This window comes from Epibacterium sp. HA2-3 (assembly GCF_055693725.2).
Genome location: NZ_JBVFUL020000002.1, coordinates 606356 through 630693, shown reverse-complemented (window position 1 = coordinate 630693; position 24338 = coordinate 606356). Strand labels below are relative to the sequence as shown.

Annotated in this window: 22 protein-coding genes; 7 read left to right on the top strand and 15 right to left on the bottom strand. The window is 57.4% G+C overall.

What is annotated here, in order from left to right; genetic code table 11:
* Nucleotides 1–92 precede the first annotated feature (92 nt).
* Nucleotides 93–1745, top strand: a complete 1653-nt coding sequence (locus tag ACZ1HH_RS17490; protein ID WP_472635630.1) for a GMC family oxidoreductase — start codon at nucleotides 93–95, stop codon at nucleotides 1743–1745.
* Nucleotides 1746–1777: 32 nt separating this feature from the next.
* On the opposite strand, the gene ACZ1HH_RS17485 is transcribed toward ACZ1HH_RS17490, so the two are convergent.
* From ACZ1HH_RS17485 to ACZ1HH_RS17440, 10 genes are all read right to left on the bottom strand, one after another.
* Nucleotides 1778–2746, bottom strand: a complete 969-nt coding sequence (locus ACZ1HH_RS17485) for an aldo/keto reductase (RefSeq protein ID WP_487320462.1) — start codon at nucleotides 2744–2746, stop codon at nucleotides 1778–1780.
* A 16-nt stretch (nucleotides 2747–2762) separates the two neighbouring features.
* A complete protein-coding gene (locus ACZ1HH_RS17480; protein WP_472635507.1) occupies nucleotides 2763–4040 on the bottom strand; it encodes an L-fuconate dehydratase in 1278 nt (425 codons plus the stop codon).
* On the bottom strand, nucleotides 4037–4882 hold the full coding sequence (locus ACZ1HH_RS17475) for a fumarylacetoacetate hydrolase family protein (protein WP_011537007.1): 846 nt from the start codon (nucleotides 4880–4882) through the stop codon (nucleotides 4037–4039). Before ACZ1HH_RS17475 ends, ACZ1HH_RS17480 begins: the two co-directional genes overlap by 4 nt.
* A gap of 18 nt (nucleotides 4883–4900) precedes the next feature.
* Nucleotides 4901–5650 (bottom strand): SDR family oxidoreductase, encoded by a 750-nt coding sequence (locus ACZ1HH_RS17470; protein WP_472635506.1) that lies wholly within the window; start codon nucleotides 5648–5650, stop codon nucleotides 4901–4903.
* 5 nt (nucleotides 5651–5655) lie between these two features.
* Entirely contained in the window at nucleotides 5656–5985 is a 330-nt protein-coding gene (locus ACZ1HH_RS17465; RefSeq protein ID WP_011537009.1) for an L-rhamnose mutarotase, read from the bottom strand.
* The gene (locus ACZ1HH_RS17460; protein WP_472635504.1) at nucleotides 5985–7094 is read right to left on the bottom strand and encodes a mandelate racemase/muconate lactonizing enzyme family protein; all 1110 of its coding nucleotides are present in this window, start codon (nucleotides 7092–7094) and stop codon (nucleotides 5985–5987) included. The genes ACZ1HH_RS17465 and ACZ1HH_RS17460 overlap by 1 nt, the downstream gene beginning before the upstream one ends.
* 4 nt (nucleotides 7095–7098) lie before the next feature.
* Nucleotides 7099–8193: an ABC transporter ATP-binding protein gene (locus ACZ1HH_RS17455; RefSeq protein WP_487320461.1), complete on the bottom strand. Its 1095-nt coding sequence runs from the start codon at nucleotides 8191–8193 to the stop codon at nucleotides 7099–7101.
* A gap of 3 nt (nucleotides 8194–8196) precedes the next feature.
* Nucleotides 8197–9060: a carbohydrate ABC transporter permease gene (locus ACZ1HH_RS17450; RefSeq protein WP_011537012.1), complete on the bottom strand. Its 864-nt coding sequence runs from the start codon at nucleotides 9058–9060 to the stop codon at nucleotides 8197–8199.
* A 5-nt stretch (nucleotides 9061–9065) separates the two neighbouring features.
* Nucleotides 9066–9962, bottom strand: coding sequence for a carbohydrate ABC transporter permease (locus tag ACZ1HH_RS17445; protein ID WP_011537013.1), 897 nt, complete (start codon nucleotides 9960–9962; stop codon nucleotides 9066–9068).
* 78 nt (nucleotides 9963–10040) lie between these two features.
* A complete protein-coding gene (locus tag ACZ1HH_RS17440; RefSeq protein WP_472635503.1) occupies nucleotides 10041–11363 on the bottom strand; it encodes an extracellular solute-binding protein in 1323 nt (440 codons plus the stop codon).
* A gap of 144 nt (nucleotides 11364–11507) precedes the next feature.
* On the opposite strand from ACZ1HH_RS17440, the gene ACZ1HH_RS17435 reads away from it, so the two are divergent.
* Both ACZ1HH_RS17435 and ACZ1HH_RS17430 read left to right on the top strand, forming a co-directional pair.
* On the top strand, nucleotides 11508–12314 hold the full coding sequence (locus ACZ1HH_RS17435) for an IclR family transcriptional regulator (protein ID WP_011537015.1): 807 nt from the start codon (nucleotides 11508–11510) through the stop codon (nucleotides 12312–12314).
* Complete coding sequence (locus ACZ1HH_RS17430) at nucleotides 12311–13171, top strand: amidohydrolase family protein (RefSeq protein ID WP_472635502.1); 861 nt, start codon at nucleotides 12311–12313, stop codon at nucleotides 13169–13171. The genes ACZ1HH_RS17435 and ACZ1HH_RS17430 overlap by 4 nt, the downstream gene beginning before the upstream one ends.
* Before the next feature lie 2 nt (nucleotides 13172–13173).
* Here the strand turns inward: ACZ1HH_RS17430 and scpB are convergent, their stop codons facing one another.
* Both scpB and ACZ1HH_RS17420 read right to left on the bottom strand, forming a co-directional pair.
* Nucleotides 13174–13764, bottom strand: coding sequence for an SMC-Scp complex subunit ScpB (scpB, locus tag ACZ1HH_RS17425; protein ID WP_011537017.1), 591 nt, complete (start codon nucleotides 13762–13764; stop codon nucleotides 13174–13176).
* A gap of 2 nt (nucleotides 13765–13766) precedes the next feature.
* The gene (locus tag ACZ1HH_RS17420; protein ID WP_472635501.1) at nucleotides 13767–14651 is read right to left on the bottom strand and encodes a DUF1403 family protein; all 885 of its coding nucleotides are present in this window, start codon (nucleotides 14649–14651) and stop codon (nucleotides 13767–13769) included.
* Between the two features lie 189 nt (nucleotides 14652–14840).
* Here ACZ1HH_RS17420 and ACZ1HH_RS17415 point away from each other — a divergent pair, with 189 nt between their 5' ends.
* On the top strand, nucleotides 14841–15704 hold the full coding sequence (locus tag ACZ1HH_RS17415; protein WP_472635500.1) for a site-specific integrase: 864 nt from the start codon (nucleotides 14841–14843) through the stop codon (nucleotides 15702–15704).
* Between the two features lie 5 nt (nucleotides 15705–15709).
* Here ACZ1HH_RS17415 and ACZ1HH_RS17410 read toward each other — a convergent pair whose 3' ends face one another.
* Nucleotides 15710–16792, bottom strand: coding sequence for a ParB/RepB/Spo0J family partition protein (locus ACZ1HH_RS17410; RefSeq protein WP_487320460.1), 1083 nt, complete (start codon nucleotides 16790–16792; stop codon nucleotides 15710–15712).
* Between the two features lies 1 nt (nucleotide 16793).
* A complete protein-coding gene (locus ACZ1HH_RS17405) occupies nucleotides 16794–18164 on the bottom strand; it encodes an AAA family ATPase (RefSeq protein ID WP_472635498.1) in 1371 nt (456 codons plus the stop codon).
* A gap of 681 nt (nucleotides 18165–18845) precedes the next feature.
* Here ACZ1HH_RS17405 and ACZ1HH_RS17400 point away from each other — a divergent pair.
* Nucleotides 18846–20138, top strand: coding sequence for a replication initiation protein (locus tag ACZ1HH_RS17400; RefSeq protein WP_011537022.1), 1293 nt, complete (start codon nucleotides 18846–18848; stop codon nucleotides 20136–20138).
* A 73-nt stretch (nucleotides 20139–20211) separates the two neighbouring features.
* Here ACZ1HH_RS17400 and ACZ1HH_RS17395 read toward each other — a convergent pair whose 3' ends face one another.
* On the bottom strand, nucleotides 20212–21726 hold the full coding sequence (locus tag ACZ1HH_RS17395; protein ID WP_472635497.1) for a malonate--CoA ligase: 1515 nt from the start codon (nucleotides 21724–21726) through the stop codon (nucleotides 20212–20214).
* 636 nt (nucleotides 21727–22362) lie between these two features.
* On the opposite strand from ACZ1HH_RS17395, the gene ACZ1HH_RS17390 reads away from it, so the two are divergent.
* On the top strand, nucleotides 22363–23382 hold the full coding sequence (locus ACZ1HH_RS17390; RefSeq protein ID WP_472635496.1) for an AraC family transcriptional regulator: 1020 nt from the start codon (nucleotides 22363–22365) through the stop codon (nucleotides 23380–23382).
* Between the two features lie 124 nt (nucleotides 23383–23506).
* Nucleotides 23507–24334, top strand: a complete 828-nt coding sequence (locus ACZ1HH_RS17385; RefSeq protein WP_168610201.1) for a Rossmann-fold NAD(P)-binding domain-containing protein — start codon at nucleotides 23507–23509, stop codon at nucleotides 24332–24334.
* Nucleotides 24335–24338 lie beyond the last annotated feature (4 nt).

The following is a 24338-nucleotide window of genomic DNA, read 5'->3' as shown; positions in this document are numbered from 1 at the left end:
TCTCCGAGGCACTGCCCGTGCCCACCTCGTCCAAAGCGATGAGCGGGGAGCTGGTGGGACAAAAGATCAAGGGAGACAGCATCGTGTCAGACATGGAGACGCATTTTGATTTCATCGTCATCGGGGGTGGATCAGCCGGCTGTCTTCTTGCCAATCGCCTCAGCGCGGATCCGAGCCATCGCGTCCTGCTGTTGGAAGCCGGCAAGGCCGATACCTACCCGTGGATTCATGTTCCGGTTGGCTATCTCTACTGCATCGGAAACCCGCGCACCGATTGGCTGTATAATACCGAAGCCGATAAAGGGCTGAACGGGCGCGTGCTCAAGTACCCGCGGGGCAAGACCCTGGGGGGCTGCTCTTCGATCAACGGCATGATCTACATGCGTGGACAAGCACGGGACTATGACAACTGGGCCCGTCTTACCAATGAGCCGGATTGGACCTGGGAGCGCTCGCTCGAGGATTTCAAGGCGCATGAAGACCACCACAAGCTCGATGATGGCGCAGACCCTGTCACCGGCGACAACAGCCGGTTCTCGGACATGCATGGTCACGGAGGTGAGTGGCGTGTCGAAAAGCAACGGTTGCGCTGGGATGTACTCGACAGTTTCGCCGAGGCCGCAACCCAGACCGGGATCGAGCGGACCGAGGATTTCAACAGCGGTGACAACGCGGGCGTCGCCTATTTCGACGTCAATCAACGCTCTGGCTGGCGCTGGAACACATCTAAGGCGTTCCTGAAACCCGCCAAGTCGCGCCGGAACCTGACGGTCTGGACCGAGGCGCAGGTGGAAAAGCTCACGTTTGAAACGACCGACGGCGCGCTTCGATGCACCGGCGCACTACTGCGCCACAAGGGGCAGGCACGCCAGGTGACTGCGCGGCGTGAAACCATCCTGTCGGCGGGGGCTGTGAACTCTCCGCAAATCCTGCAGCTCTCGGGGATCGGTCCCGCTGCCCTGCTGAAGAAACATGGGATTGACGTCCTGAAAGACGCCGCCGTAGGTGAGAACCTGCAAGATCACCTGCAAATCCGCGCGGTGTTCAAGGTCAACGGCACACGAACGCTCAACACGCTTGCCAACTCGCTGTTTGGCAAGGCCATGATCGGCGCGGAGTATCTTTTGAAACGCACGGGTCCGATGAGCATGGCGCCAAGTCAGCTCGGGGCGTTTACCCGCTCCGATCCAAACCGCAGCCATGCCAATCTTGAATACCACGTCCAGCCGCTAAGCCTCGACGCCTTTGGCGAACCGCTTCATGATTTCCCGGCCATGACCGTCAGCGTGTGCAATCTCAACCCAACCAGCCGGGGAACAATCAAAATCCGCTCTGGTGATTTTCGTGATGCCCCCCTGATTTCGCCGAACTACCTCGCCACCGACGAGGACCGAAAGGTCGCCGCCGACAGTTTGCGTCAGGTGCGCGAGATCATGTCACAACCTGCAATGCAGCCCTATGCTCCCACAGAGTTCAAACCGGGTACGCAGTATCAAAGCGACGAAGAACTTGCCAAACTCGCGGGCGACATTGCCTCTACGATTTTCCATCCCGTAGGCACCGTAAAAATGGGTAAGGACGAGGACCCTACAGCCGTGCTCGATCCGCATCTGCGCCTGAAGGGAGTTGCGAGTCTGCGTGTGGTCGATGCCAGCATCATGCCGGAAATCACCAGCGGCAACACCAATGCGCCGACGCTGATGATCGCGGAAAAAGCGGCGCGCTGGATTTTGGCCGAGGCCTGAGCGCCCGCTTGCAAACCCGGTTTGAAAACCGTCTAATGATCAAACGCCGCCAGCATGTCTTGCGGCGCCTCTTGCGCCAACAGGTCCAAGTTGCGCTGCAATTGCTGCGCCTTGGCAGTCCCAAGCAAGAGCGAAGCCGACGCAGGGTGATCGCGCCCAAAATGCAAGGCTGCCGCTGGCAGGCTGAGGCCAAGTTCGGCCGCGCGTCTCTGCAGAGCCTCAACACGGGCAAGGACCTCTGGCTCGGCGGGCACATAGTCGAAGGTCGCGCCTTCTATAGGACCGGTTGCCAAAATCCCTGAGTTAAAGATCCCCCCCAGCACAAGGCTGGTGCCCGCACGAGCGCAGGTCGCGACCAGTTCTTCCTCACCGGATCTGTCCAGCAACGTCAGGCGCCCTGCAAGCAGGATCACGTCCAGCTTCCCCTGCGCCAGCACATCAAGGCAGATCTGATTTTCATTCACGCCAAGACCAAAGGCCCCGATCTTGCCACGCTCTTTCAGCGTCACCAGTCGCTCATAGCCTGAGCCCCAAAAGTCTTCCATATGACCAACATTGGCCGCACCATGCGTGAGCGTCCCGATATCATGAACATAGACGATATCCACATAATCGGTCCCGAGACGACTGCGGCTGCTGTCCAAAGAGGCTTCGATACCATCGCCCGAGTAATCATACCGCACAGCGTTGGGAAGCGGGTTGATAAACCCATCCGCCTCGTCGAGCGGCGACCCCGGGGACAGCACCCGTCCAACCTTGGTCGAGATCACATAGGTGTCGCGCGGCTTGTTGTACAGGAACTGTCCAAGGCGCATTTCGGACAGTCCACGCCCATAGTGTGGCGCGGTGTCGAAATAGCGAATACCCGCCTCCCACGCCGTCTGCAGAACCTCCTGAGCCTGGGCATCGGAAATCTCACGATAGAGATTGCCGATACTGGCGCAGCCAAAGGAGACGTCACTGACCCAGACATCCGTGGTCCCGATGCGATTGCGCTTCATGATGTGAACTCCCCCGTCAGCCGTCCGAAAACAAGAACGCGTCTAGCGTGTCTTCCTTCATTTCTATCGAAAATCCGGGCGCATGCGGCGCCTGATACGCCCCGCCAGTGACAATGCAGGGGTGTTTGAAATGCTCATGCAGATGGTCGACATACTCAATGCGCTTGCTGTCTTTTTCACCGCAGATCGCGACATAGTCGATCATGGACATGTGCTGCACATATTCGCAAAGCCCAACGCCCCCGGCATGCGGCCAGACAGGAAGATCGTATTTCGCGGCCACCAGCATGACAGCTAGAACCTCGTTCAGTCCCCCCATGCGGCAACTGTCGATCTGCACGATGTCGAGCGCGCCGCTGGCGATGAACTGCTTGAACATGATCCGGTTCTGACACATCTCACCGGTGGCAACCTTGATCGGCGCCACGCCCTCGCGGATGGCCTTGTGTCCCAACACATCGTCGGGGCTTGTGGGTTCCTCGATAAACAATGGACGGGCGAAGGCAAGGCGGTTCACCCAGTCGATAGCCTCGTCAACTTCCCAGACCTGATTGGCATCGATCATGATATTCATGTCCTCGCCGAGTTCCTCACGCGCGATGGTTAGGCGGCGGATATCGTCCGACAGATCCCGGCCCACTTTGAATTTGGTGTGGGTAAAGCCCGCCGCGCGCGCCTCGCGGCACAGGCGGCGCAGCTTCTCATCAGAATAGCCGAGCCATCCTGCTGAGGTCGTATAGCAGGGGTACCCCTCCTCCATAAGACGCGCGATGCGCTCTTCCTTGCCGGGTTCTGCAGCCTTGAGGAGGTCCAAGGCCTCTTCGGGCGTCAGCACATCGGTCAAATAGCGAAAGTCGATCAATCGCAGAATCTCGGCAGGCGACATATCCGCCACAAGACGCCAAACGGGTTTTCCTGCATCCTTGGCCCAGAGGTCCCAGACCGCGTTGACGACCGCGCCCGCCGCTAGATGAATGGCCCCCTTGTCCGGCCCGATCCAGCGCAGCTGACTGTCGCCAGTCACATGGCGCCAAAACCGGCCCATGTCTTCTCGGATCCAATTCAGATCGAGCCCGACCACCAAGGCGCCAAGCGCCTTGATCGCCGCGATGCAGATCTCGTTGCCGCGCCCGATGGTGAAGGTCAGACCGTGGCCTTCATGCGTACCCTCTGTTTCCAAGATCACATAAGCGGCGGAATAATCAGGATCGGGGTTCATTGCATCGGAACCATCGAGCCCCTCTGACGTGGGGAAGCGCAGATCATAGGTGCGCAAGCCTGTGATCTTGGTCATTCTGCTGCCTCTGTCACCTGTCGCTGCACACCGAGCCCCGCGATCCCCAGCTCCATCACGTCACCGGGTTTCAGGTAGGTCTCGGGCGTTTGCCCCATGCCAACGCCCGGCGGCGTACCGGTTGAAATTACGTCACCCGGTTGCAAGCTCATGAATTGCGACAGATGCGAGATCACCGTGGCCACATCAAAATGCATCGTCCGGGTGGACCCGTCCTGATAGCGATGCCCATTGACCTCGAGCCACATCGCCAGGTTCTGCGGATCTGGGACCTCGTCGCGGGTCACCAACCAGGGGCCGATAGGACCAAATGTATCAGCGGATTTGCCTTTTACCCATTGGCCGGAGCGATGCAGTTGAAAGTCACGCTCCGAGAGATCATTCACCACGCAGTAGCCCGCAACGTGATCCAGCGCCTCATCTCGGCCAATGTATTTCGCCGTTTTTCCGATCACCACGCCCAGTTCCACTTCCCAGTCGGTCTTGACCGAGGTTCGCGGAATTTCGACAGCATCGTTGGGCCCGCAGATAGCAGAGGTCGCCTTGAAGAAGATCACCGGCTCCTCAGGCAGGCTCATGCCGCTTTCGGCGGCATGGTCTGCGTAGTTCAAACCGATGCAGATGAATTTTCCAACCTGTCCGACACAGGCGCCGATCCGAGGCGTGCCCTCGACCAGAGGCAAGCTCTGGGGATCAAGAGCGCGCAGGGCATCGAGACCCGCATCACCGAGCGTCGCAGCGCCAATATCTGCAACCTGCCCGGAGAGGTCGCGGATATTGCCGTCCTGATCAAGGAGTCCGGGTTTTTCCTGACCCAAAGGGCCATATCGCAGCAATTTCATGTGAAGTAACTCCTGTCGTCAAATCGCCCAGCCGCCGTCGATGGCGTGGGTCTGTCCAGTGGTAAAGCCGCTCTCATCGCTGGCGAGATAGAGCGCGAGCGCCGCAATCTCTTCAGCCTTGCCAATGCGCCCCATGGGCTGACGTGCGATGAAATCCTTGCACGCCTGCTCATAATCGCCCGTAGCGCGCAGCCGATCATGCAGGCTGGGACTGTCCACCGTGCCGGGGCAAATCGCGTTGCAACGGATACCTTGGGTCACAAAATCTGCGGCAATGGATTTGGTCATGCCGATCACCGCCGCCTTTGACGCGCAATAGGCAAAGCGATTTGGCACCCCTTTCAGGGAGGAGGCCACCGACGACATGTTGATGATAGAGCCACCGCCGTTTTCCAGCATGCCGGGCAAAACCAGTTTCGTGAGGCGATACATGGCTTTGACGTTGAGGTCGAAACTGAAGTCCCAGTCGTTCTCATCGCAGTCCAAAATGCTGCCACTTGCGACATATCCCGCGCAGTTGAACAACACATTCAATGGCCCTGCATCTTGGATTGCGCGCGCAAGGGCGGATGCATCCGTGACATCGAGCGTAAGGGCCGTAACCCCATCGACCTCCGCGAGTTCTGCCAATGACTCTGCATTGATGTCGCAGGCGATCACCTTGGCGCCCTCAGCCGCAAAGAGTTCCGCGCTGGCGCGACCGATCCCCTGCCCCGCGGCAGTAATCAAAGCTGTTTTTTCGGCCAGCCGGCCTGTGTTCTGTGTCATCGTGTTCAATCCGTGTGAAAAACTTCTTCCATCATCGCCCATTGCTCTCCGGCGTTGCGCGACGGCAGCGGAGACTGACAGGGGTCGGTGAAGGCCCACCATTCCTGCGTACGCGGGTCTTGGGCCATCCGCGCCATATCGGCTGCAAAATCGCTGCCGTGGTATTCCCAGTACCCAAACAGCAAATTCTCCGGCTCACGCAGAAAAATCGTGTAGTTGCGAATATTGCTCTGCCGGATCTGCGCCAGGACATCCGGCCAAACCGCCGCATGCAGGCGTTTGTACTCATCGAGCCTCTCGGGCTTGATCCCGATCACCATTCCCATTCTCTGCATCATGCACCTCCGATGGAGCGCGCGCCGATTTCTTGCGCTGTGATGGCGTCCCAATCCCAGTCGATGCCCAGACCGGGCTCGTCTGAGGGCACGGCATCGCCATTACTGATCTGCATGTTCTGGCGGGTGACACCATCGAGCTGCGGGATGTATTCGAGCCACTTTGCATTGGGCACCGCGCAGACAAGCGGCAGGTGCAATTCCATCAGGAAATGTGGGCACACCATAACACTATGCGCCTCGGCCAGATGCGCGACCTTGAGCCAGGGTGTGATGCCGCCAATCCGGGCGACATCCACCTGCACGATCTGCGCCGCCCCCGCCTGCAAATAGTCCTTGAACTGGCTCAGCGAATACATGCTCTCGCCCACGGCAATCGGCACATGCGTGCGCCGCGAGAGCTCTTGATGCGAGAGCACATCATCTGCGGGAAGTGGCTCTTCGAACCAGCCGATGCCGAACTCCTCCAGCACTTTGGCACGGCGGATCGCCTCGGAAAGCGTGAAGCCCTGATTGGCGTCCGTCATGATCTCGTAGCTGTCGCCCACTGCTGCGCGTACCGCACCAAGACGCGCGCGGTCCTCACTCAGATGCGCACGCCCAATCTTGATCTTGGAGCCGCGAAATCCCTGCTCTTTCATAGCCAAGGCGTCTTCGACCAGCGTGGCAGTCTCGAGATGCAGCCAGCCACCCTCGGTCGAATAGAGCGGAATACGGTCGCGGCTCCCGCCCGCGGCCTTCCAGAGTGGCAGCCCCATCTTCTTGCAGCGCAGATCCCAGAGCGCGATGTCGATGGCTGCCAGCGCCAGCGAAGTGATCGGACCAACTGCGGTGGCATGGGTCAGGAACAACAGATCCCGCCAGATGCCATCGATCCGATCCGCATCTTTCCCGATCAGAGCAGGCACGAGCGTCTGCTCCAACAGCGCCATGACAGAGGGGCCACCGGTCCCGATGGTGTAGCTGTAGCCCGTCCCCGATGCCCCGTCGCTGTCATGAATCGTGACAATCGGGGTCTCCTGACTGACAAAGCTCTGGATGGCGTCGACCCGCTCCACCTTGGGCTTGAGGTCGATCATGCGCAATTCAACGCGAGTGATCCTGGCCATGCCGCTACCCTCTCAGCGCTTTGCCGCTTTTGCGGTCAAAGACGTGACATTTGTCGAGCATCAGATGAAACGGCAGCCGTTCGCCCGGCTGCACGGGACGCGGGTTGAGCATCTTGGCCTGCACTTCGCGGCCCGCAAACTCGGCAAAGAGAAGTGTTTCCGTGCCCAGAGGCTCCGTCAGGGCGACCTCCAGTTCCAGCGGGGCCATCTGCCCGCTTTCCTCGACCGAGTGGCCGTCGGGCATCAGATTGTCGGCCCGGAAACCAAAGCTGATTTCCTGACCTGGCCGCACAGCACCGCGGGCTTCGCTCGGCATCGGCAACGTGATGTGATCACCAAGTCGGAGCGCACCGGTTTCGGTGACCAGCCCATCGACCAGGTTCATCGGCGGTGAGCCAATAAAGGTGGCGACAAAGGTATCAACTGGCGCATTGAACAGGTCGAGCGGTGTGCCAGTCTGAACGATATGACCATCGCGCATCAACACGATCCGATCCGCCAGCGTCATTGCTTCGACCTGATCGTGAGTCACATAGATCACTGTATTCCCGACTTTCTGGTGCAGCTTCTTGATCTCGACCCGCATCTGAGTCCGCAGTTTCGCATCAAGATTTGAGAGCGGCTCGTCGAACAGGAACACATCCGGCTGGCGCACGATCGCGCGCCCCATGGCAACCCGCTGGCGTTGCCCCCCAGAAAGCGCGGCAGGTTTGCGCTCCATCAACTCGTCCAGGCCGAGAATCTGCGCGGCTTCTGTGACGGCGCGTTCGATCTCAGCCTCAGGGCGCTTGGCAATCTTCAGTGAAAAGCCGAGGTTCTCGCGCACGGTCATGTGCGGATAAAGCGCGTAATTCTGAAACACCATGGAGATGTTGCGCTCGCGCGGGGGGAGATCATTCACCACCCGTCCACCGATCTTGACCTCTCCACCAGAGATATCCTCAAGCCCGGCAATCATGCGTAGGGTCGTGGACTTTCCGCATCCCGAGGGGCCAACCAGGACGACGAACTCGCCGTCCTGAATATCGAGATTGATGCCATGCACAGCCTGATGCTGGCCATAGCGTTTGATCACGTCTGTCAGAGTAACTTCGGTCATCTCTTATCCTTTGACGCCGCCGAAAGTGAGACCGGCGATCAGGTGTTTTTGTACGATGAAGGTCAGGATGAGGGCGGGCACAATCATGAGCACCGCAAGCGCGCACATGCCGCCCCAGTTGATTGTAAATTCGGCGGTGAAGTCCAAAAGCCCAACCGGCATGGTCTTGGAGCCGACCGAGCGGGTAAGCTGAGAGGCAAGTGCAAACTCATTCCAGGAGGTGAGAAACGCAAAGATCGCAGCAGAGGCCACGCCCGAGCGCGCGACGGGAAACTCGACCCGCCAGAAGGCTTGCCAGCGGGTGCAGCCGTCGATTTCGGCCGCCTCATGCAGCTCTTTGGGGATCTGGCGGAAAAAGCCGTCCGTAAGCCAGATGGTGAAGGGCACATTCATCGCCACATAGGCGAGGATCAGGCCAAAATGCGTATCGATGATACCGACGCGGGCAAAAACGATGAACAGTGGCAGCGACAGCGCCACGCCCGGCACCGCGCGAAACAGCATCAGCCCGACAAAATACCCGCTTTTGCCTTTGAAACGGTAGCGCGCAAAGGCATAGCCACCGGCCATCCCGATCAGGATCGCGATCAGGGTTGAGGTGACAGACACGATCAGGGAATTGCGGAAGTATTGAAAAACGGGCACCCCACCTTCGCCCGCACCGCCAAACATGGCACGATAATGCTCGAGCGTGAAAGACGGCGTCCAGACCGGCGGTTTTGCCATGATCTCTACCGTGGGGCGGAAGGAGTTGAGGACGATCCACAAACCCGGGATGCAGATTACGGCCATGGTCAGGAACAGACCGGTAAAATGCAGCGCCTTCAGCATACGTCGACGGTTGCGGTGATTGAGATTGCGGTCCATATCCGTTACCCCGCCATGCCCAGCTCGGCGCGTGCCGCGCTGAGTTTCCGGAAGAAATAAATGGTGAAGACAATCGAGAGCAGGATCGAGACATAGCCCATGGCATTGGCAAGCCCCATGCGCGCATCGACGTAGCCGGTACGGCTCATGAGGGTCCACAACAGCTCTGTGCGCCGGGCTGGACCGCCTCCGGTCATGATCTGAACGATGTCGTAGGCGCGTGCCACATCCAGCGAACGGATGGTCATCGCGATGTAGATAAACGGCATCAAGAACGGCAGCGTGATATGGCGAAAGGTCTGCCACGCGGTGCAGCCGTCGACCTTTGCGGCCTCCAGCGGGTCGCGCGGCATCGCAAAGAGCCCCGCAAGGATAAGGATTGCAAAGACGGATGTGCTCATCCAGATCTCGGCAAAGATGATCGAGAACATCGCCAGTTTGCCATCCACGAGCCACGGCAGGGCGGCATCACTGATCCCAAGCGATTGCAGCGCGTTGTTCACAAGCCCGATGTTGTCGTTGAAGATGAACTTGAACTGAAACCCGACCAGGATCGGTGAGAACATCATTGGAAACATCAGGACCGTGCGCAGGGTGCGCTGCCCCCATGTCACCTTGTTCATCATCAGCGCGATGCCCAAGCCGAGCAGCAACTCGAGATTGAGAACAATCGTGAGGAAGAGCACCGTGCGCCCAAAGGCCGACCAGAACTTCCAGTCGCTCAGGATCTTTTCATAATTGTAGGTTCCAACCCATCGCCACAACGTCGACGGACGTGTGAGCTTGTAAGGTGTGAAGCTCGAATAAAGTGAGAAGAGAAGCGGTATCAGCACCACTGCAGCCATTACGATGAAGGCGGGCAGAAGCAGCACGAACCACTCTGGCAGGCGTTTGGGTCGCATGACAGTCCGATCGCGTCAGAAATGAGTGAGGAAAGAGAGCCCCGGCCAAGTCAGGCGCTGGCCGGGGGTGGCATATGATTAGTAGTAGCCGGACTCGCGCATCAGCTCATCCACCGCCTCAGCCGCATCATCCAGCGCTTCCTCGACGGTTTTATCGCCAACGATAGCGGCCTGAAGTTCCGGGAAAACCAGATTGGTGGACTCGCCCCACTCCGGGATGGGCGGCACTGCAAAGGCATATTTCGCCCCTTCAGCAAAGGCTTCCAGCGCCTCGGTCCGGAACGGATCATCCCCGGCGCGTGCCTTGGCGATGTTGGCCTCCCAAACCGCCGTGCGGGTGGGCAACGAGCCGCCCGCAGATTCTGCCAGCTGGCTCTCTTCGCTCGTCAGAAAGGCCACAAGAGAGGCAGCAGCTTCCTTGTTGGCACAGTCGTCCGTCACCGAGAACCCGTGATGGCCAGACCAGCCGGTGCGGGTCACCGATCCCATCGGCTGCACGGCAACACCCACGTTTCCAGCCGCCTTGGACGAGTCAGGATTATTGAAGAAGCCAGCCCAGCCGGGCCAATCGAGGTTCAGCGCTACGGTGCCACTTGCAAACCCCTGGCCAAGGTCGTCCCAGACATAAGACGTGGTACCCGCAGGCACCGCTTTGGCCTCGTAGAGATCGACAAACCACTGCAGCGCGCGCTGACCTGCGTCGGAATTGAAAATCGGTCGGTTGTCCTCATCAAGGAAATTGCCACCTTCCGCGACCACCATTTCATAGAAGCGACCGACGATAGCTTCGTCCTTGCCCGCATATTGCGTGCCATAGAAATTTGGCGGGTCTGCAAAGAATATCGCCTGATCCTTCACCTGCTCCCAAGTCTGCGGCACGGCCAATGGATAGCCGAATTGAGCCTCGAATGCCTCGGCTTTCTGCGCATCCTCATAGTTGGACTTGAGGTAATACAGCACCGAAACATCAAACTGCGCCCGTGGCAGCATCAACAGATCCCCACCAACAGTAGAGGCCGTAATGGTGCCTGGCACAAACCCCCCGATCACGCTTGCGTCGACATAGTCGTTCAGATCGACATAGAGGCCCTCGTATTGAGGAGCAAAGGACGAATGATTGGAGCCAATGCACCAATCAGTTGTGCCCGCGGCCATATCCGATTTGATCTCACGGTCGATTTCAAAGTGGCTCTTCTTCGAGATAATTTCGACCTTGGCACCGGTTGCAGCCTCCCAGTCTGCAATGCGGCTATAGAGCCCTTCATACTGCTGACCACCGATCAGCTTGGCTTCGATTGTCACGCCCTCGAATGAGCCCCAATCGCTCGCCAGCGCCGATTCTGCTGATGCAAGGACCGCGCAACTTGCCAACAAGCCTTTGGTAAATTTGGATTTCTTCATGTTTTCCTCCCTTGCGAGGGACGGTAGAAGACTTGCCTCGTCGCTCGCACATTCAGATATAAAACACAAATTCATCTATCAATCAAGCTTGACAATTTTCCCGCCTGACAGCACTTTTCAATGAACACGAAGGACCTTTAATCAATGACCCAAACCGCCGACAAATACCGCGCCCCGGCCCTTGAAAAAGGGCTCGATATCATTGAGTTGCTTGCAGATTACGGCGACGGGCTGGCCCAGGGCGACATCGCGCGGGCGCTGGATAGATCGCAAAGCGAGATCTACCGCATGCTCACAACATTGGTGCGCCGAGGGTATGTGGTGCGCTCTCCCGGCGATGATCTCTATACGCTCAGCCTCAAGATGTTTGCCCTCTCACAGCGCCACCCGCCGATCGGTCGGCTCTTGGAAACTGCAGCGCCGCAAATGCGTATGCTCACGCGCAAGGCCTGGCAGTCCTGCCACCTCGGCATGGAAAGCAACGGCGATGTCGTGATCGTCGCGTCGGCTGAATCGCCCGGAAACTGGGGATTGGCCCTGCGTGTTGGGACCGTCATTGGCCTCGGCAACACTGGCACGGGCCGGGTTCTGGCAGCATTTCGTCCAGAAGACGAATTGTCCGATCTCGTCGCGCAGCATCGTCTCGCCGTGGGCGAACCGCCGATCGACGCCTTCGAACTCAGGGATCACATCGCCAGAATTCGCGAGCTGGGCTATGAACGGATGCCCTCTGCCACCGCTGTAGGCGTCACCAACCTGTCCTACCCAGTGTTGAACCAGGACGGCCGCGCGATTGCCGTGCTCACCTGCCCGTTCCTCGAGCGCATTGACGACATGAAACCTCCGTCTCAGGACGAGGTACATCGTATGTGCAAAGCACTGGCCGAGGATTTGACCGCGTTCTATTGTGGCACCGGCGACCGCACGCTCTTTGAAGGTCTCGAGCCGTGATAGACACACATCAACACTTCTGGCGCCTGTCCCGGCGCGGTTACGCCTGGATGCCAGAGGACCTGCCCGCGCTCAATCGCGACTATGAACCCAAAGATCTACGTGACATTCTGAATGACACTGGGATCACAGGGACAATCGCGGTGCAAGCGGATGACTCCGTCGCGGAAACGGAATTCCTGCTCTCCCTTTCAGACGCTCACCCCTGGATTCTAGGAGTCGTTGGTTGGGTCGACCTTGAGCACGCGGACGCTACCCGTATTCTGACGGCTCTGGCGGAGCACCCAAAGTTTCTGGGTATTCGTCCGATGATTCAGGACATTTCTGACCCAGAATGGATGCTGCGCCCTACCCTGGCGGCCGGTCTCAACAGACTGGTCGAGCTTGACCTTACCTTCGATGCTCTTGTTCTGCCGGATCATCTCAGGACGCTTGCGCGGTTCATGGAGCGATATCCTGACCTGCGCGTGGTGGTGGATCACTGCGCAAAACCCAATTTGCGCTCAGGCGCGCTCGATGAATGGCGCGACGGGCTTGCGGCAGTCGCGGCGCATCCAAACAGCTTCTGCAAGCTTTCCGGCCTCGTGACCGAAGCCCCTCCGGGCGCGGGGCTTGCTGAGCTGCGCGACTGCTTGGATCATGTGTCGCAGCTTTTTGGCCCAAATCGCCTGCTATTTGGGAGCGACTGGCCCGTCCTGAACCTCGCCACTGACTACGCGGCGTGGCAGCGCATCATTTGCCAATATATCGACGAGACCCCGCGCCTCGCACAGGACACCATCGGGCAGTTGAATCCACAATTTGCCTACACGCGACTTTCACAACACTGTACCAATCCAAACGGCGCCGGTGCGTGACATTAGCCCCGCGCCAATCCTGCATCCTCCAGCCGTTCACGATCCGGAAGATCCTGTAGAGTTTCTAGATCGAACGCGAGCAGAAACTGATCGGTAGTGACAAAGGTATAGGGCGCGCCCCGCCGCGGCGCGCGCGGCCCATTTCCAATCAGTCCGCGATCGTGCAGACGTCCGATCAAATCACGGCTGATGTCCTTGCCAAAGATGTCTTTCAACCCTTCTCGCGTGATCGGCTGGTGGTAGGCGATGGCCGCCAGAACAGCGACATCAAAGGCGTTTAGATCCATCACCTGATGGCCCGCGCTTTGTGCGTCGCGAATGGCGGAGGCGTAGGCACTACGGGTACGCAGAAACCAACCATCCTTAACATGGGCGACCTGAAACGACCGGCTTTCGAGTTCAGCCGATAAATCGTCAATCAGAAGTTCGACAGAGACCCCCTGCCCCACTACGCGCGCCAGAGCCTCTCGGGACACCGGTGTGGCACTGGCAAACAATACCGCTTCAATTCGGCGCAACCATTCATACCAGCGCTGGTCCGGGGGCAACGCCTTCAACTCTCGGTCCAGTTGGGGCTCTGGTGTTTTGCGCATGTCTACACCCCATAAAGCCGAAAACTGTCGCGCCCACTCAGTTCACGCAAAACACCGAGCGAGGTTAGTCGGTCGCATAGCCTGCGCGCGGCACGGTCCGGCAAGGGCAATGCATTGGCCGCCGCCGCATCCTGCGTGAGAAACACCTCCACCGCCCCCGCAGCTCCCTTCGCCCGCAGTTTCGGCACCACGGCGGCCAGATTACGCACGCCTCGTGTACACTCGGAGATGTGGCGCAATAATTCAATAATCGCGACCTGCAAAGCCTGATGACAGGCCAGACGCAAACTCTGATCGCGTTTTCTGAGGTCCGCGGTTGTCAACCCGAGCGCAAACACCGGAAGGATGCGCGCCCACCCTAAAGATCGGGCGAGTGCCGCGTCCGCAAGTATCAACGCTGCATCCACCGGTATCGAGTCGTCAGACACGCATTCCTCCAATACCGAAACAGCATGCTCGACCGGCGCGCGCCCTTTGGGGGCCAGACTCTGCGCAATCAGCTGTGACGAAACTGAACCAAGACCCTTGTGGAGCGCATTTGCTTGCACTGGACGCCTCACGGCACGCTGCCAAGAAAGGTAGATCTCGCCAGCGGGCCCTGGCAGATTGCCGGGTTCCAGAAAATGTACGGCGTCTCTAAGCTCTGCTGCTGTTTCGTGACGTCCTGCAAAAGCAACCGTTACCTCTGCTGCGCGCAGCGCCAGTCGATCTCTCACCAAGTTCATGGGAACCTCATCCAGAGAAATCGCGTGATGCAGGTGCAAGAGGGCTGCGCCTGACAAAAACGACACATATTCAGGGGCTTCCGCGCGCGCCGAAGTGACCCACGAGGGTAGAAAAGGTATTCTGTTCTGGTCTGTCAGAGATTCTCTGTCTGGCGCGTACATATTGCAAGCCTAGGCGCGCGCGGCGCTTTTGTCCACAAATTGGCACCCTAACCGCCGCTTCCTTGTGGATCTTATTATGTCCAATAACATTGAATTATTAGACACACTTCACCATGATTATGTCATAGCGGGCTGACACGCGTTTGAGACAGCCCATTCACCGCCCAAACAAGAGGTTTGAACCAAGGCATGGAACCGACAGAAAGCACGATTTCTGAACACACCCGCAAAGCCTATGCGACGGATTGGGCGCATTACACACGCTGGTGCCGCTTGAACGGACATCCCGCGCTGCCACCTTCAGTCGCACAAATTGAGAACTATCTGACAGATCTGTCACGTTCGTCTCAACTTGCCTCGAGCAGTCTCAGGCGGCGGCGCGCCGGGATCGTGTGGAACTACAGACAACGCGGCTTCGATCTCGAAATTCAGTCTACCCCTCTCCCGGACACGGTGACCGCGCTGCCGACACATCAAGTGCAGCGCCCAGCCACAAAAGAGGCGATTACACCGCAGGAGATGCGAGCGATGCTGGCGACTCTCCCCTATGATCTCCGAGGTCTGCGCGACCGCGCAATGTTGTTGGTCGGGTATATAGGTGGCCTGCGGCGGAGCGAAATCATCGGTCTGGACGCATCTCTAGATCGGAGTGACGATAGCATGGGCGGGCTGGAGTTTCGTGACAATTTCCTACGCGTAACAATCGAAGCCAGAACCGAGGTGCGAACCGTTACGCTCCATCGGGGGTCGAGCGCGCAGACCTGCCCAGTACATAGCGTGCAGCAATGGCTTCACTTCGCAAAGATCGAGGCTGGCCCGGTTTTTGTCCGAACCTCGCGCGACGGCAAACGTGCATTGAGCGCACGACTAAACGATCGCCACATTCCAAGGCTCATCAAGAGCACTGTGCTCAGATCCGGTATTCGCGCCGACTTGCCGGAGAATGAACGCCTGGCGTTGTTCTCCGGCCAATCTCTCAGGGTCTCATCAGCGAAGCTTGCAACAGCAGACAACCGCGTTGACCTCAATTTGACACGAGCATTGGGATTTTGACGAGCTCAGCCCTCTGCCAAAAGATGCTTCTCAATCGCCTCAAGCAGCCGTTCCACATCATCGACATCTAGGTTCGCTCGTTTGAGGTCAATCCGAACACCTTTGGGTGAAACTTCGGCGCCAAGCTCCCCACCGGAGGCGAGCGAACGGGTTTGCAATTGCGTGACCTGTCGCGGTCGCCCCCCTCGGGCCTTGTCCTTCGGAGACGCTTCCAACTCCGCCAGTGCGGCTTCGATCACTCGCCACTCGTCGCGTTCATTGTCCGGATCCGCTGTGCCCAATGCTCTTCGGAGAACGGCCTGCCCTCCGGCACGTAACGCCGCCGCGATTTTCAGACCTACTTTCTCAGACATCGCATTTGGGTGGCGCAACAAATCACCCAGCCCCTCGTGAACCGCTGCAAAACTGCGGACCTTGGATCGTTTCGCTTTGGATGCGGCGGCAAACAATGTGTCGACCGCCTCTTCGACGGAGGCAAATACGCCCTGCCCTGCAACCAGCACTGCGATGCGTCCGCGTTCATACGGCGTGAGGTTTGCACGCAACTCATTCTCTTCGATCATCGACACATAGGCCGTAGCACTATCCGTCCCTTGCCGAAGAAAAGCAGGAATCTCGCTAAATCCGTCGCGATTGAGGTTTAGTCGCGCAAACGCCTCAAGACGACGAAACCCTGAAACAAGCCCGTATTTTCCATCTTCAAGAGCAACAACTTCGACCGGGCTGCGGAGCCCATGGCTCTGGATCGAGGCGATGAGTTCCTGCAATTCTTCTTCATCGACCTGCATCCGGTCCCGACGCAGGTAATCCCTGTCGATCTCTGCCAAGGGGATCTGGCGAACGGCCTGCCCTGCATTTTCTGCGTCGCGCCATTTGTTCGCATCAGCTTTGTCACGCGCCAGCTCGACGCGGTCGGTCACTGCGGCCATCCCGCGCAGCTTGGCGGTTTCGGCAGAAACTTTGGCGATGGGCGGCGCGCTCTTCTGCCCTGTCTCAAACGGATTTACACTTGGTTTCGCGGCGAAACCCTCATCCAGAGCTTCTATTTCGGATGCATCAGGTGCGATCAACCGTCTCCGTTTTGCCATGTCATTCCGCCTCTTTCATTTGGGTGTCACGCCACCAGCTACCGATCAGAAGTTCCTTGAACTCTGCATATGTCCGGTCGAATGTTTCCCGACCACGCACATAGGTGTCGCGATTGAAGTCGCGATAATCGGCCTCATAAATCCCGTTCACCTGCTCTCCAGCCTGGCCGACAAGCGCCGTAACATCCTGCCGATAGGCATTCATGAAATCACCAAAGTAGGCCTGAATGACATTCGCCATGTCCGTTTGTTGACTTGCATCAAAGCGAGTGATCAGCGCGCGCACCACATCCCACTCGAACTTGATCTCGGGCAATCCGGCTGCACGTTGCGCCACGTTCTCGCCTTCCTCAATCGACGCAAACGTCGAATAAAGCATATCGAAGAAACGGCCCGTGGAATCAAATTCGAGAAACGATGCCCCCAGTGGCACCAGAAGAATATCCGCCGCCGCAAGCGCGTTAATGGTGAGGTAGCCAAGCGCAGGCGGCGTATCGAGAAAGATGATATCGTATTCGTCGAGAATACCCTCGTCTTGCAGGAAGTTGCTCAACGCATCCCAGAGCGGCCAACTCCGCAGCCCCATACGCCAGACAGGGATCTGGAACTCTGCCCAGTAAAGGTTCAGCTGAGCGCCGATCAAGTCGATATTGGGCCAATGGGTTTTTTGAATGACGTTTCGCGGCGAAACCCGCAAGGCTTCGTTCAGGGTTTCATCGAGTGGCAACTCGGGCTCACCGGCAGCGGCACGCACAGCGTTTTCCTCCACCATCGCCTTTGCATAGTCTTTGGCAATGAGCGGAAACACTGTTGACCACTCATCTTCGATCTGCCCACCCAGGATAGACGTCATTGATCCCTGGCTGTCGAGGTCAATCACCAGAACCTTGTACCCATCAAGCGCCGCAGACATGGCCAAATGGGCTGCGGTAGAGGTCTTGCCAACTCCGCCTTTAAAATTCGCAACAGCCGTTACTTTTGCGGGCAGCCCTTCAGGCCGATAAGGGAGGTATTCCTTGGTCGATATGCCTTCGCTTGCAAAATGTTGGCGCAGGATAAGCACCTCTTCAAGCGTGAACCACTTGGAGCCGCCATCTCCATCGCCCTGAGGCAGCTCAGGGTTCGCCTTCAGTACGCGACGAAGATGTTGTGGCGCAACCGGGATAAGGTAACGAGTGATTTCCCAAGTCGAAAACTTTCTAAGACGTTTCTCGCCATCTGGCGCATAGCCACGCCGAGCAAGATCCTCTCTACCTTTGGTGCAAAGCGCCGCCGCCTTGGCAAAGCGCGTAGTTTGAATAGGATCTGGTAGCTTGCTTGCCGCTTTCTCTGGGTCGAGATTGAAATACGGAGGGAGTGGAGGTGTACTCATGAGGTTGCTCGATCTCGATGAATGTATGTGGATTGTTGTTATATACGGGAGAATAGAGAACATCTTTGGCGATGCATAGCCCATGAGGGGCATGAGCGACAAATTTTGTGGGTACCTTTCAGGGTTTCGCTGCGAAACCTCTGTTTTTCTAACAAAATATTGAAAGAACGAACCCAACAAAGCGTTTAGATGTTTAAGGTATTTAGAATCTTTGGATCAGATTATAGCTGTAATAACAAGGCGATATATGGTTTTGGGGACCAAAGATCAGGATATTAGGCACCCTTTATCGGGATCATAGGTACCCGAACACAGGACAGAGGGGCCCAGAATCCGGGTGGAAAGGTTCCGATTCTCAGGAGCAGTATCTCAAACAGTGATGTGCGCACTGATGCGAGTGTAGGCTCTATAGGCCCTAACGTGGGCTTGTTCAGACCCTAAAGGGCCGAATTAGAGTCGGTGTTCTGCGGGCGCCTACGCGGCTCTCAGAGAGGCGCTGGGGGCAGGACGATTCGGTTTTTCGACTCAATGCGCGAATCCCATCCTGTTGATGGGTACCTTTCAGAACTGCCAGATGACGACAAGACGAAATTCTGCTGACCCTTCTTAGGAACCCATCACCCATTGTCGGCTGGGTTCCTTTTGTGGCACATTACTTCGAAAAAAGAGGCAGATGATTCCATGGCTGACCAAAGCTTTGATGGAGACCGGCTGAGTGGCGCCTTAAGCCGAGAGACGGTGAAAAAGAACGTCGCGGCGATCCATATCAGTGGCAAACTCACCCTGCTTCAACGCAAGTTGTCAAACGTCTTGTTGCTCAACGCCTATGACTCTCTGACGTCTGCCCGCAGTCATACGATCGATGCGCGCACACTTGCGATGATGGTCGGCTACAACTCCAACGACGTAGACAGCCTGCGCGCAAGTCTCAGGGCCTTGGCCGAAACCGTCGCGGAATGGGATATGCTGGATGAGCAGGGGCATCAGGAATGGGGTGTGTCGGCGCTCTTGAGTTTTGCGAAGCTCAAGAACGGCGTTTGCGAGTACGCATATTCTCCTGCGCTTGCCCAGAAGCTACATGACCCGAAGATCTACGCACTGATCAATGTGAAGATCCAACGGAACTTTACATCTGGCCACGGTCTCGCGCTCTATGAGAATTGCTATCGGTTTGTCAGGACGGGCTCCACGGGGTGGTGGAGCCTGGATATCTTTCGCAAACTCATGGGGGTCGATGGCTCCTCATATTACGAGAGTTACAAGCATCTAAACGCGAAGATCATCAAACCCGCTGTCGCGGAGGTGAACAAGAGCTCTGATATCATCATCGAACCGCAGACCCGCAAAAAGGGGCGGTCGGTGAGCGACATTCGCTTCATCATCAAGGAAAATCCCCAGATGGCGATGTTCCAGATTGATGACAGTGAAGGGCTGCGCAATCTGGCGGTCTACAAGGCGTTGCGCGGGCAGGGGGTGTCTGACCGTTTGGCGCGGCAGTGGATCACAGAACATGGTCAGGACTATGTGCAGGAGAAACTCGACTATGTTGCGGGGCAGGGCGAGGTGAAATCGAGTGTCGGCTATCTCAGAGCCGCGATCCTTGGCGACTATAGTGCGCCAGAGACCACAAAGGGGACGGTTCAGAAAAAGGTCGATCCCGAAACACAGGCGAAACTCGATGAACTTCAGCGTGCCCGAGAGGCGGAAAAAGCGGCGGAGGACGCTGCGTTCAAGGCCCGCGCCGCGGAGCGTCGTGAACGCGCGAAACACTTGGACATCGTTGAGACACTGGTTTCGCGGCGAAACCCTACACAGAAAGATGCGGACAAACGGCTGTTTGTCTCTCGGTTGGAAAGCGATCTGGACCGGGAGCATTTTCGCCAACACGGCTGGCGCTCCGCTCTGAATGCGGCGGCGATCATTTCTTTCTGGCAGGAGTTGGAGCCTGATGCCTTTGCCGAGGACGTGGAATAGGGCAGGGGACACAAAAAACGGGTGATCCCGTTTTGGAACCACCCGCATGTCCAAAACGCACGATACGACGATGTCAGTCGCTAAACATGTCTTTGTAGCTGTCTCGAAGGATGTTCTTTTGAACTTTCCCCATCGTGTTTCGCGGCAATTCGTCGACAACGACCAATTTGCGAGGATGTTTGAACCGAGCAAGCTGGCCTTGAACTGACGTCATGATCGACTCGAGATCCGGTGAGGTACCCGTTTCCGGGACGATGATTCCCAGCACGGTTTCGCCAAAGTCCGGGTGCGGAACGCCGATAACCGCGCTTTCCAACACGCCAGACTGTTCATCCAGCACCAGTTCGATCTCCTTCGGATAGATATTGTACCCACCCGAAATGATCAGATCCTTGTTGCGGCCCACAATGTGCACATAGCCATCTTCGTCGATCATACCGAGATCGCCGGTAATGAAAAAACCGTCCTCTCGCAGTTCTGCGGCAGTTTTTTCAGGCATCTGCCAATATCCTTTAAAGACGTTTGGCCCGCGCACTTCGATCTGTCCAATGTCGCCTCGTGGCAGTGAGGTACCCGTTTCCGGGTTGGTGATCTTCAACTCCACACCGGGCAGTGGGAAGCCAACAGTGCCCGCACGCCGGTCTCCGTCGTAGGGGTTTGAGGTGTTCATGTTGGTTTCCGTCATGCCGTAGCGTTCGAGAATCCGATGCCCAGTGCGCTCTTCGAATTGGACATGGGTTTCCGCCAACAAAGGTGCGGAACCGGAAATGAACAGGCGCATGTGTTGGGTCAGCTCTTTGGTAAAGCGCGGATCGCTCAACAGGCGGGTATAGAAGGTAGGCACGCCCATCATACTGGTCGCTTTGGGCAGTTGCGCGATGACGCGGTCCAGATCGAACTTGGGCAAAAAGATCATCGCGCCTCCGGCCAGAAGCGTCACATTGCTCGCCACAAAAAGCCCATGCGTGTGAAAAATCGGCAAGGCGTGCAGCAACACGTCTTTATCTGTGAACCGCCATTCCTTTACCAAGGTCTCAGCGTTCGACAGTAAATTGTCCTGCGTCAGCATCGCCCCTTTGGAGCGTCCCGTCGTCCCGGACGTATAAAGGAACGCGGCAAGATCATCGCCGCTGCGGTCTACGGTCTCAAAGTCCGTTGCCATTGCCGCTGCGCGCTCAATCAAAGAGCCGCTTCCATCTGCGTTCAGCGTCTCCACACTTGCGTTCAGACCTTCAGCAATCGTGGCCAGCGTGCTTTGGTTCTGGCCGTCGCAGATAACAAGCGATGCACCACTGTTTTCGATGAAATAGGACAGTTCATCGGCGGTATAGGCGGTATTGAGCGGCAAAAAGATCAGACCGGCCTGTACGCAGGCACCATAAAGCGCAAGCGCTTCGGGGGATTTTTCGACCTGAACGGCCACGCGATCTCCTGGCATGAGGCCCGCCTTGATGAGCACATGTGCGATCTGGGCAACCTGATCCAAAAAACGTGCGTGCGTCCAGACCTGGCCATCTGCCAGATACAAGAAGGGGGTCGTCTTGCCGGCGTAGATACCGAAAAGGCGATCAAACAAAGGGTTAGCCATGAGGTGAGCCTTTCTGAAACTGAATAGCGTGTGAGATCACCAGCCTGAGGTCTGGGCATATTAAAGCGGCATGCGCCCCTGTGATCTCGAAATTCCCTTGGTTGTGGGCAATTTTTCCAGAAGCGTAAAGTGCATCCACGCTCCCAATCGTTCGAAGCGGCCCGGCCTTTGTCGTTTCCTGCGCGCGCGCAGCTGCTTGTGCTGCTCAAACGTGATCTGCTTGTCGCGATTGACCACATCGCCAAGAGCGCGCTAGAGCGCCAAGCGTCAGGGGGAAGCTGACGCATTCAAGTGGATCTGCAAGGGGCTACAGGGTCCGTGGGAACAGAGCTTGTCAAAACACCCAACTCCGAGAGCATAGAAGGTGAGTTGCAGTAGGTTGTGAGACAACACCTTTCTAAAGAGGATTGAGCGTTTGAGCGTTCACGTTCTGCGATGCGCGATGTTAGAACGACGCGTCTCCGCAGTTGTTTTCAGACCTCTCGCAAAAGTCACAAAAACCAAGTTGGTTCGTTTCCCGAGAACGCGCTGCGGGTGAACAAGGTTCATGGCAGTGTATCAGAAAATACCTGACCGCTCTCGCTCGGGCCCTGAGACCCAGTTTTCAGTCTAGGTGCCGTCGGCTATCTTCGGCGTATGGGATGGATTTCGACGGTCTTCGTACACAAAGCACTGGACGCTGCAGTCTCTCTTGCAAGCGCCGATGAAGATGCACGCGGGAAACTTTTCAAGAGCGTTGGTCTTGATCCTTCGGCTCCGGTTGATCCCGGCGCAATGATCTCAGATGGCGACTTCTTTGGGTTATTGGAACGCATCGCAAAACTTGATGATCGCGGTCGATTCGTTCCGGTTCAGATAGGCGCCTCTATGTGTTGCGACGATTACGGCGCTTTTGGCCTCGCGTTCAAATCCGCACCCGATCTGCTCAGCTCCTACGCGCGGGTAGAACGCTTTGGAAAGGTTGTCACCTCGATAGCTAATTTCCGTGTTAAACAGGTGGGACCCTCCGTTTTTATGGAAGTTGTTCAAGGAGGGGACCCGCGTCTTGGTCTTAGGATGACCAATGAACTGGCTTTGGCCGCTACGATGTCGCTCAGTCAGGAGGTCAGCAGCGAGGATTTTTTTCCCGTCGCCGTTCACCTCATGACGGAGCGCCCCGAAGTCGACGACGTGTATCACGCGCATTTTCGTTGCCCTGTTCACTTTGGCGCAGACCACGATGCGCTTGAGGTGGCTATCACGGCAGCTGTCCGGCCCAATCGTCTTTCCGACAATGGGATGTCCAGGTTTTTTGAGACACATCTCGACAACCAGCTTAGCCAAATCAGTGACAGGTCCGAACTGGAGCAGGGCATTCTGGATCAAATCGGCGAAGCGTTGAGCGAAGGCGTGCCCACGCTCGCCGAGGTCGCCGGGTGTATGGGGATGAGCAGCAGAACCTTGCAACGCCGCCTGTCCGCAGAAGGTCTGGCTTACCAAGACCTGGTTTCAAGCGCGCGGAAATCACTCTCCGAACAGCTTTTGAGACGCACGGACTACGCTTTGGCAGAGATCGCCTTCCTGACTGGTTTCTCCGACCAGAGCACGTTCACACGCGCCTTTAAGCGTTGGCACCAGCAGACACCCGCCAACTACCGACGCGACACGCCTGTTTAGACTCGACCTGTTGCTTTGCTCGCAGCGTTGGCGTCTTGAGCCAAAACACTGGCGTCCGAAGCAAATACCTTGGCCTCGGACTGTGGCTATCCCTTGGACTTCGATCCACCCAAGGGAGTTCATCATGGCATCCAAGCCAATCCTTATCACAGGCGCGACCGGAAAAACCGGATCTCGCGTTATGGGCCGGCTCAAATCTTTGGGGTTTGATGCGCGCTCAGGCTCGCGCAAGGCGCCCGTTCCCTTTGATTGGGACAATCCTGCCACATGGGAGAAGGCCCTGCGCGGCATTGGCGCCGTCTACGTCAACTATCATCCGGACTATGCATTCCCCGGCGCCATCGCCAACCTAACACACTTCACCCGTGTGGCGGCCTCCTGCGGTATTGAGCGCTTGGTCATTCTGACAGGTCGTGGTGAACACCATGCGCAACTTGGCGAGGCGGTCGTAGCAAAATCGGGCCTGGACTACACGATCGTTCGCTCTGCTTGGTTTGCGCAAAACTTCTCTGAGGGCGCCCTTTGGGAACCTGTGATGGAAGGTGTGGTACCGATGCCGGGCGCAAACCTTGCAGAACCGATCATCGACATTGATGACCTCGCCGATGTCATTGCGGTGTCTCTCACAGGCGAAGGCCACTCCGGACAGACTTACGATTGTACAGGTCCGCGGCTGCTCGACTTTGCGGAGGTCGCTGACATTTTGTCCGGCGCGATGGGGCGACGCGTCAACTATCTGCCGATCTCGTTCGATGACTTTCATGCAGAGCTCGCGGCGACAAGCGGCACAGTCTTTGCCGACATCGTCACAGGCATTGCTCGAGAAACCTTCGACGGGCGCAATGCCGTGCTTGGCGACGGCGTGATGCGCGCGCTTGGTCGTCAACCGCGGGACTTCACCGAATTTGCGCAATCAGCCGCGTTGGCGGGCAAGTGGGCCAACGCGGCCTGAGAAA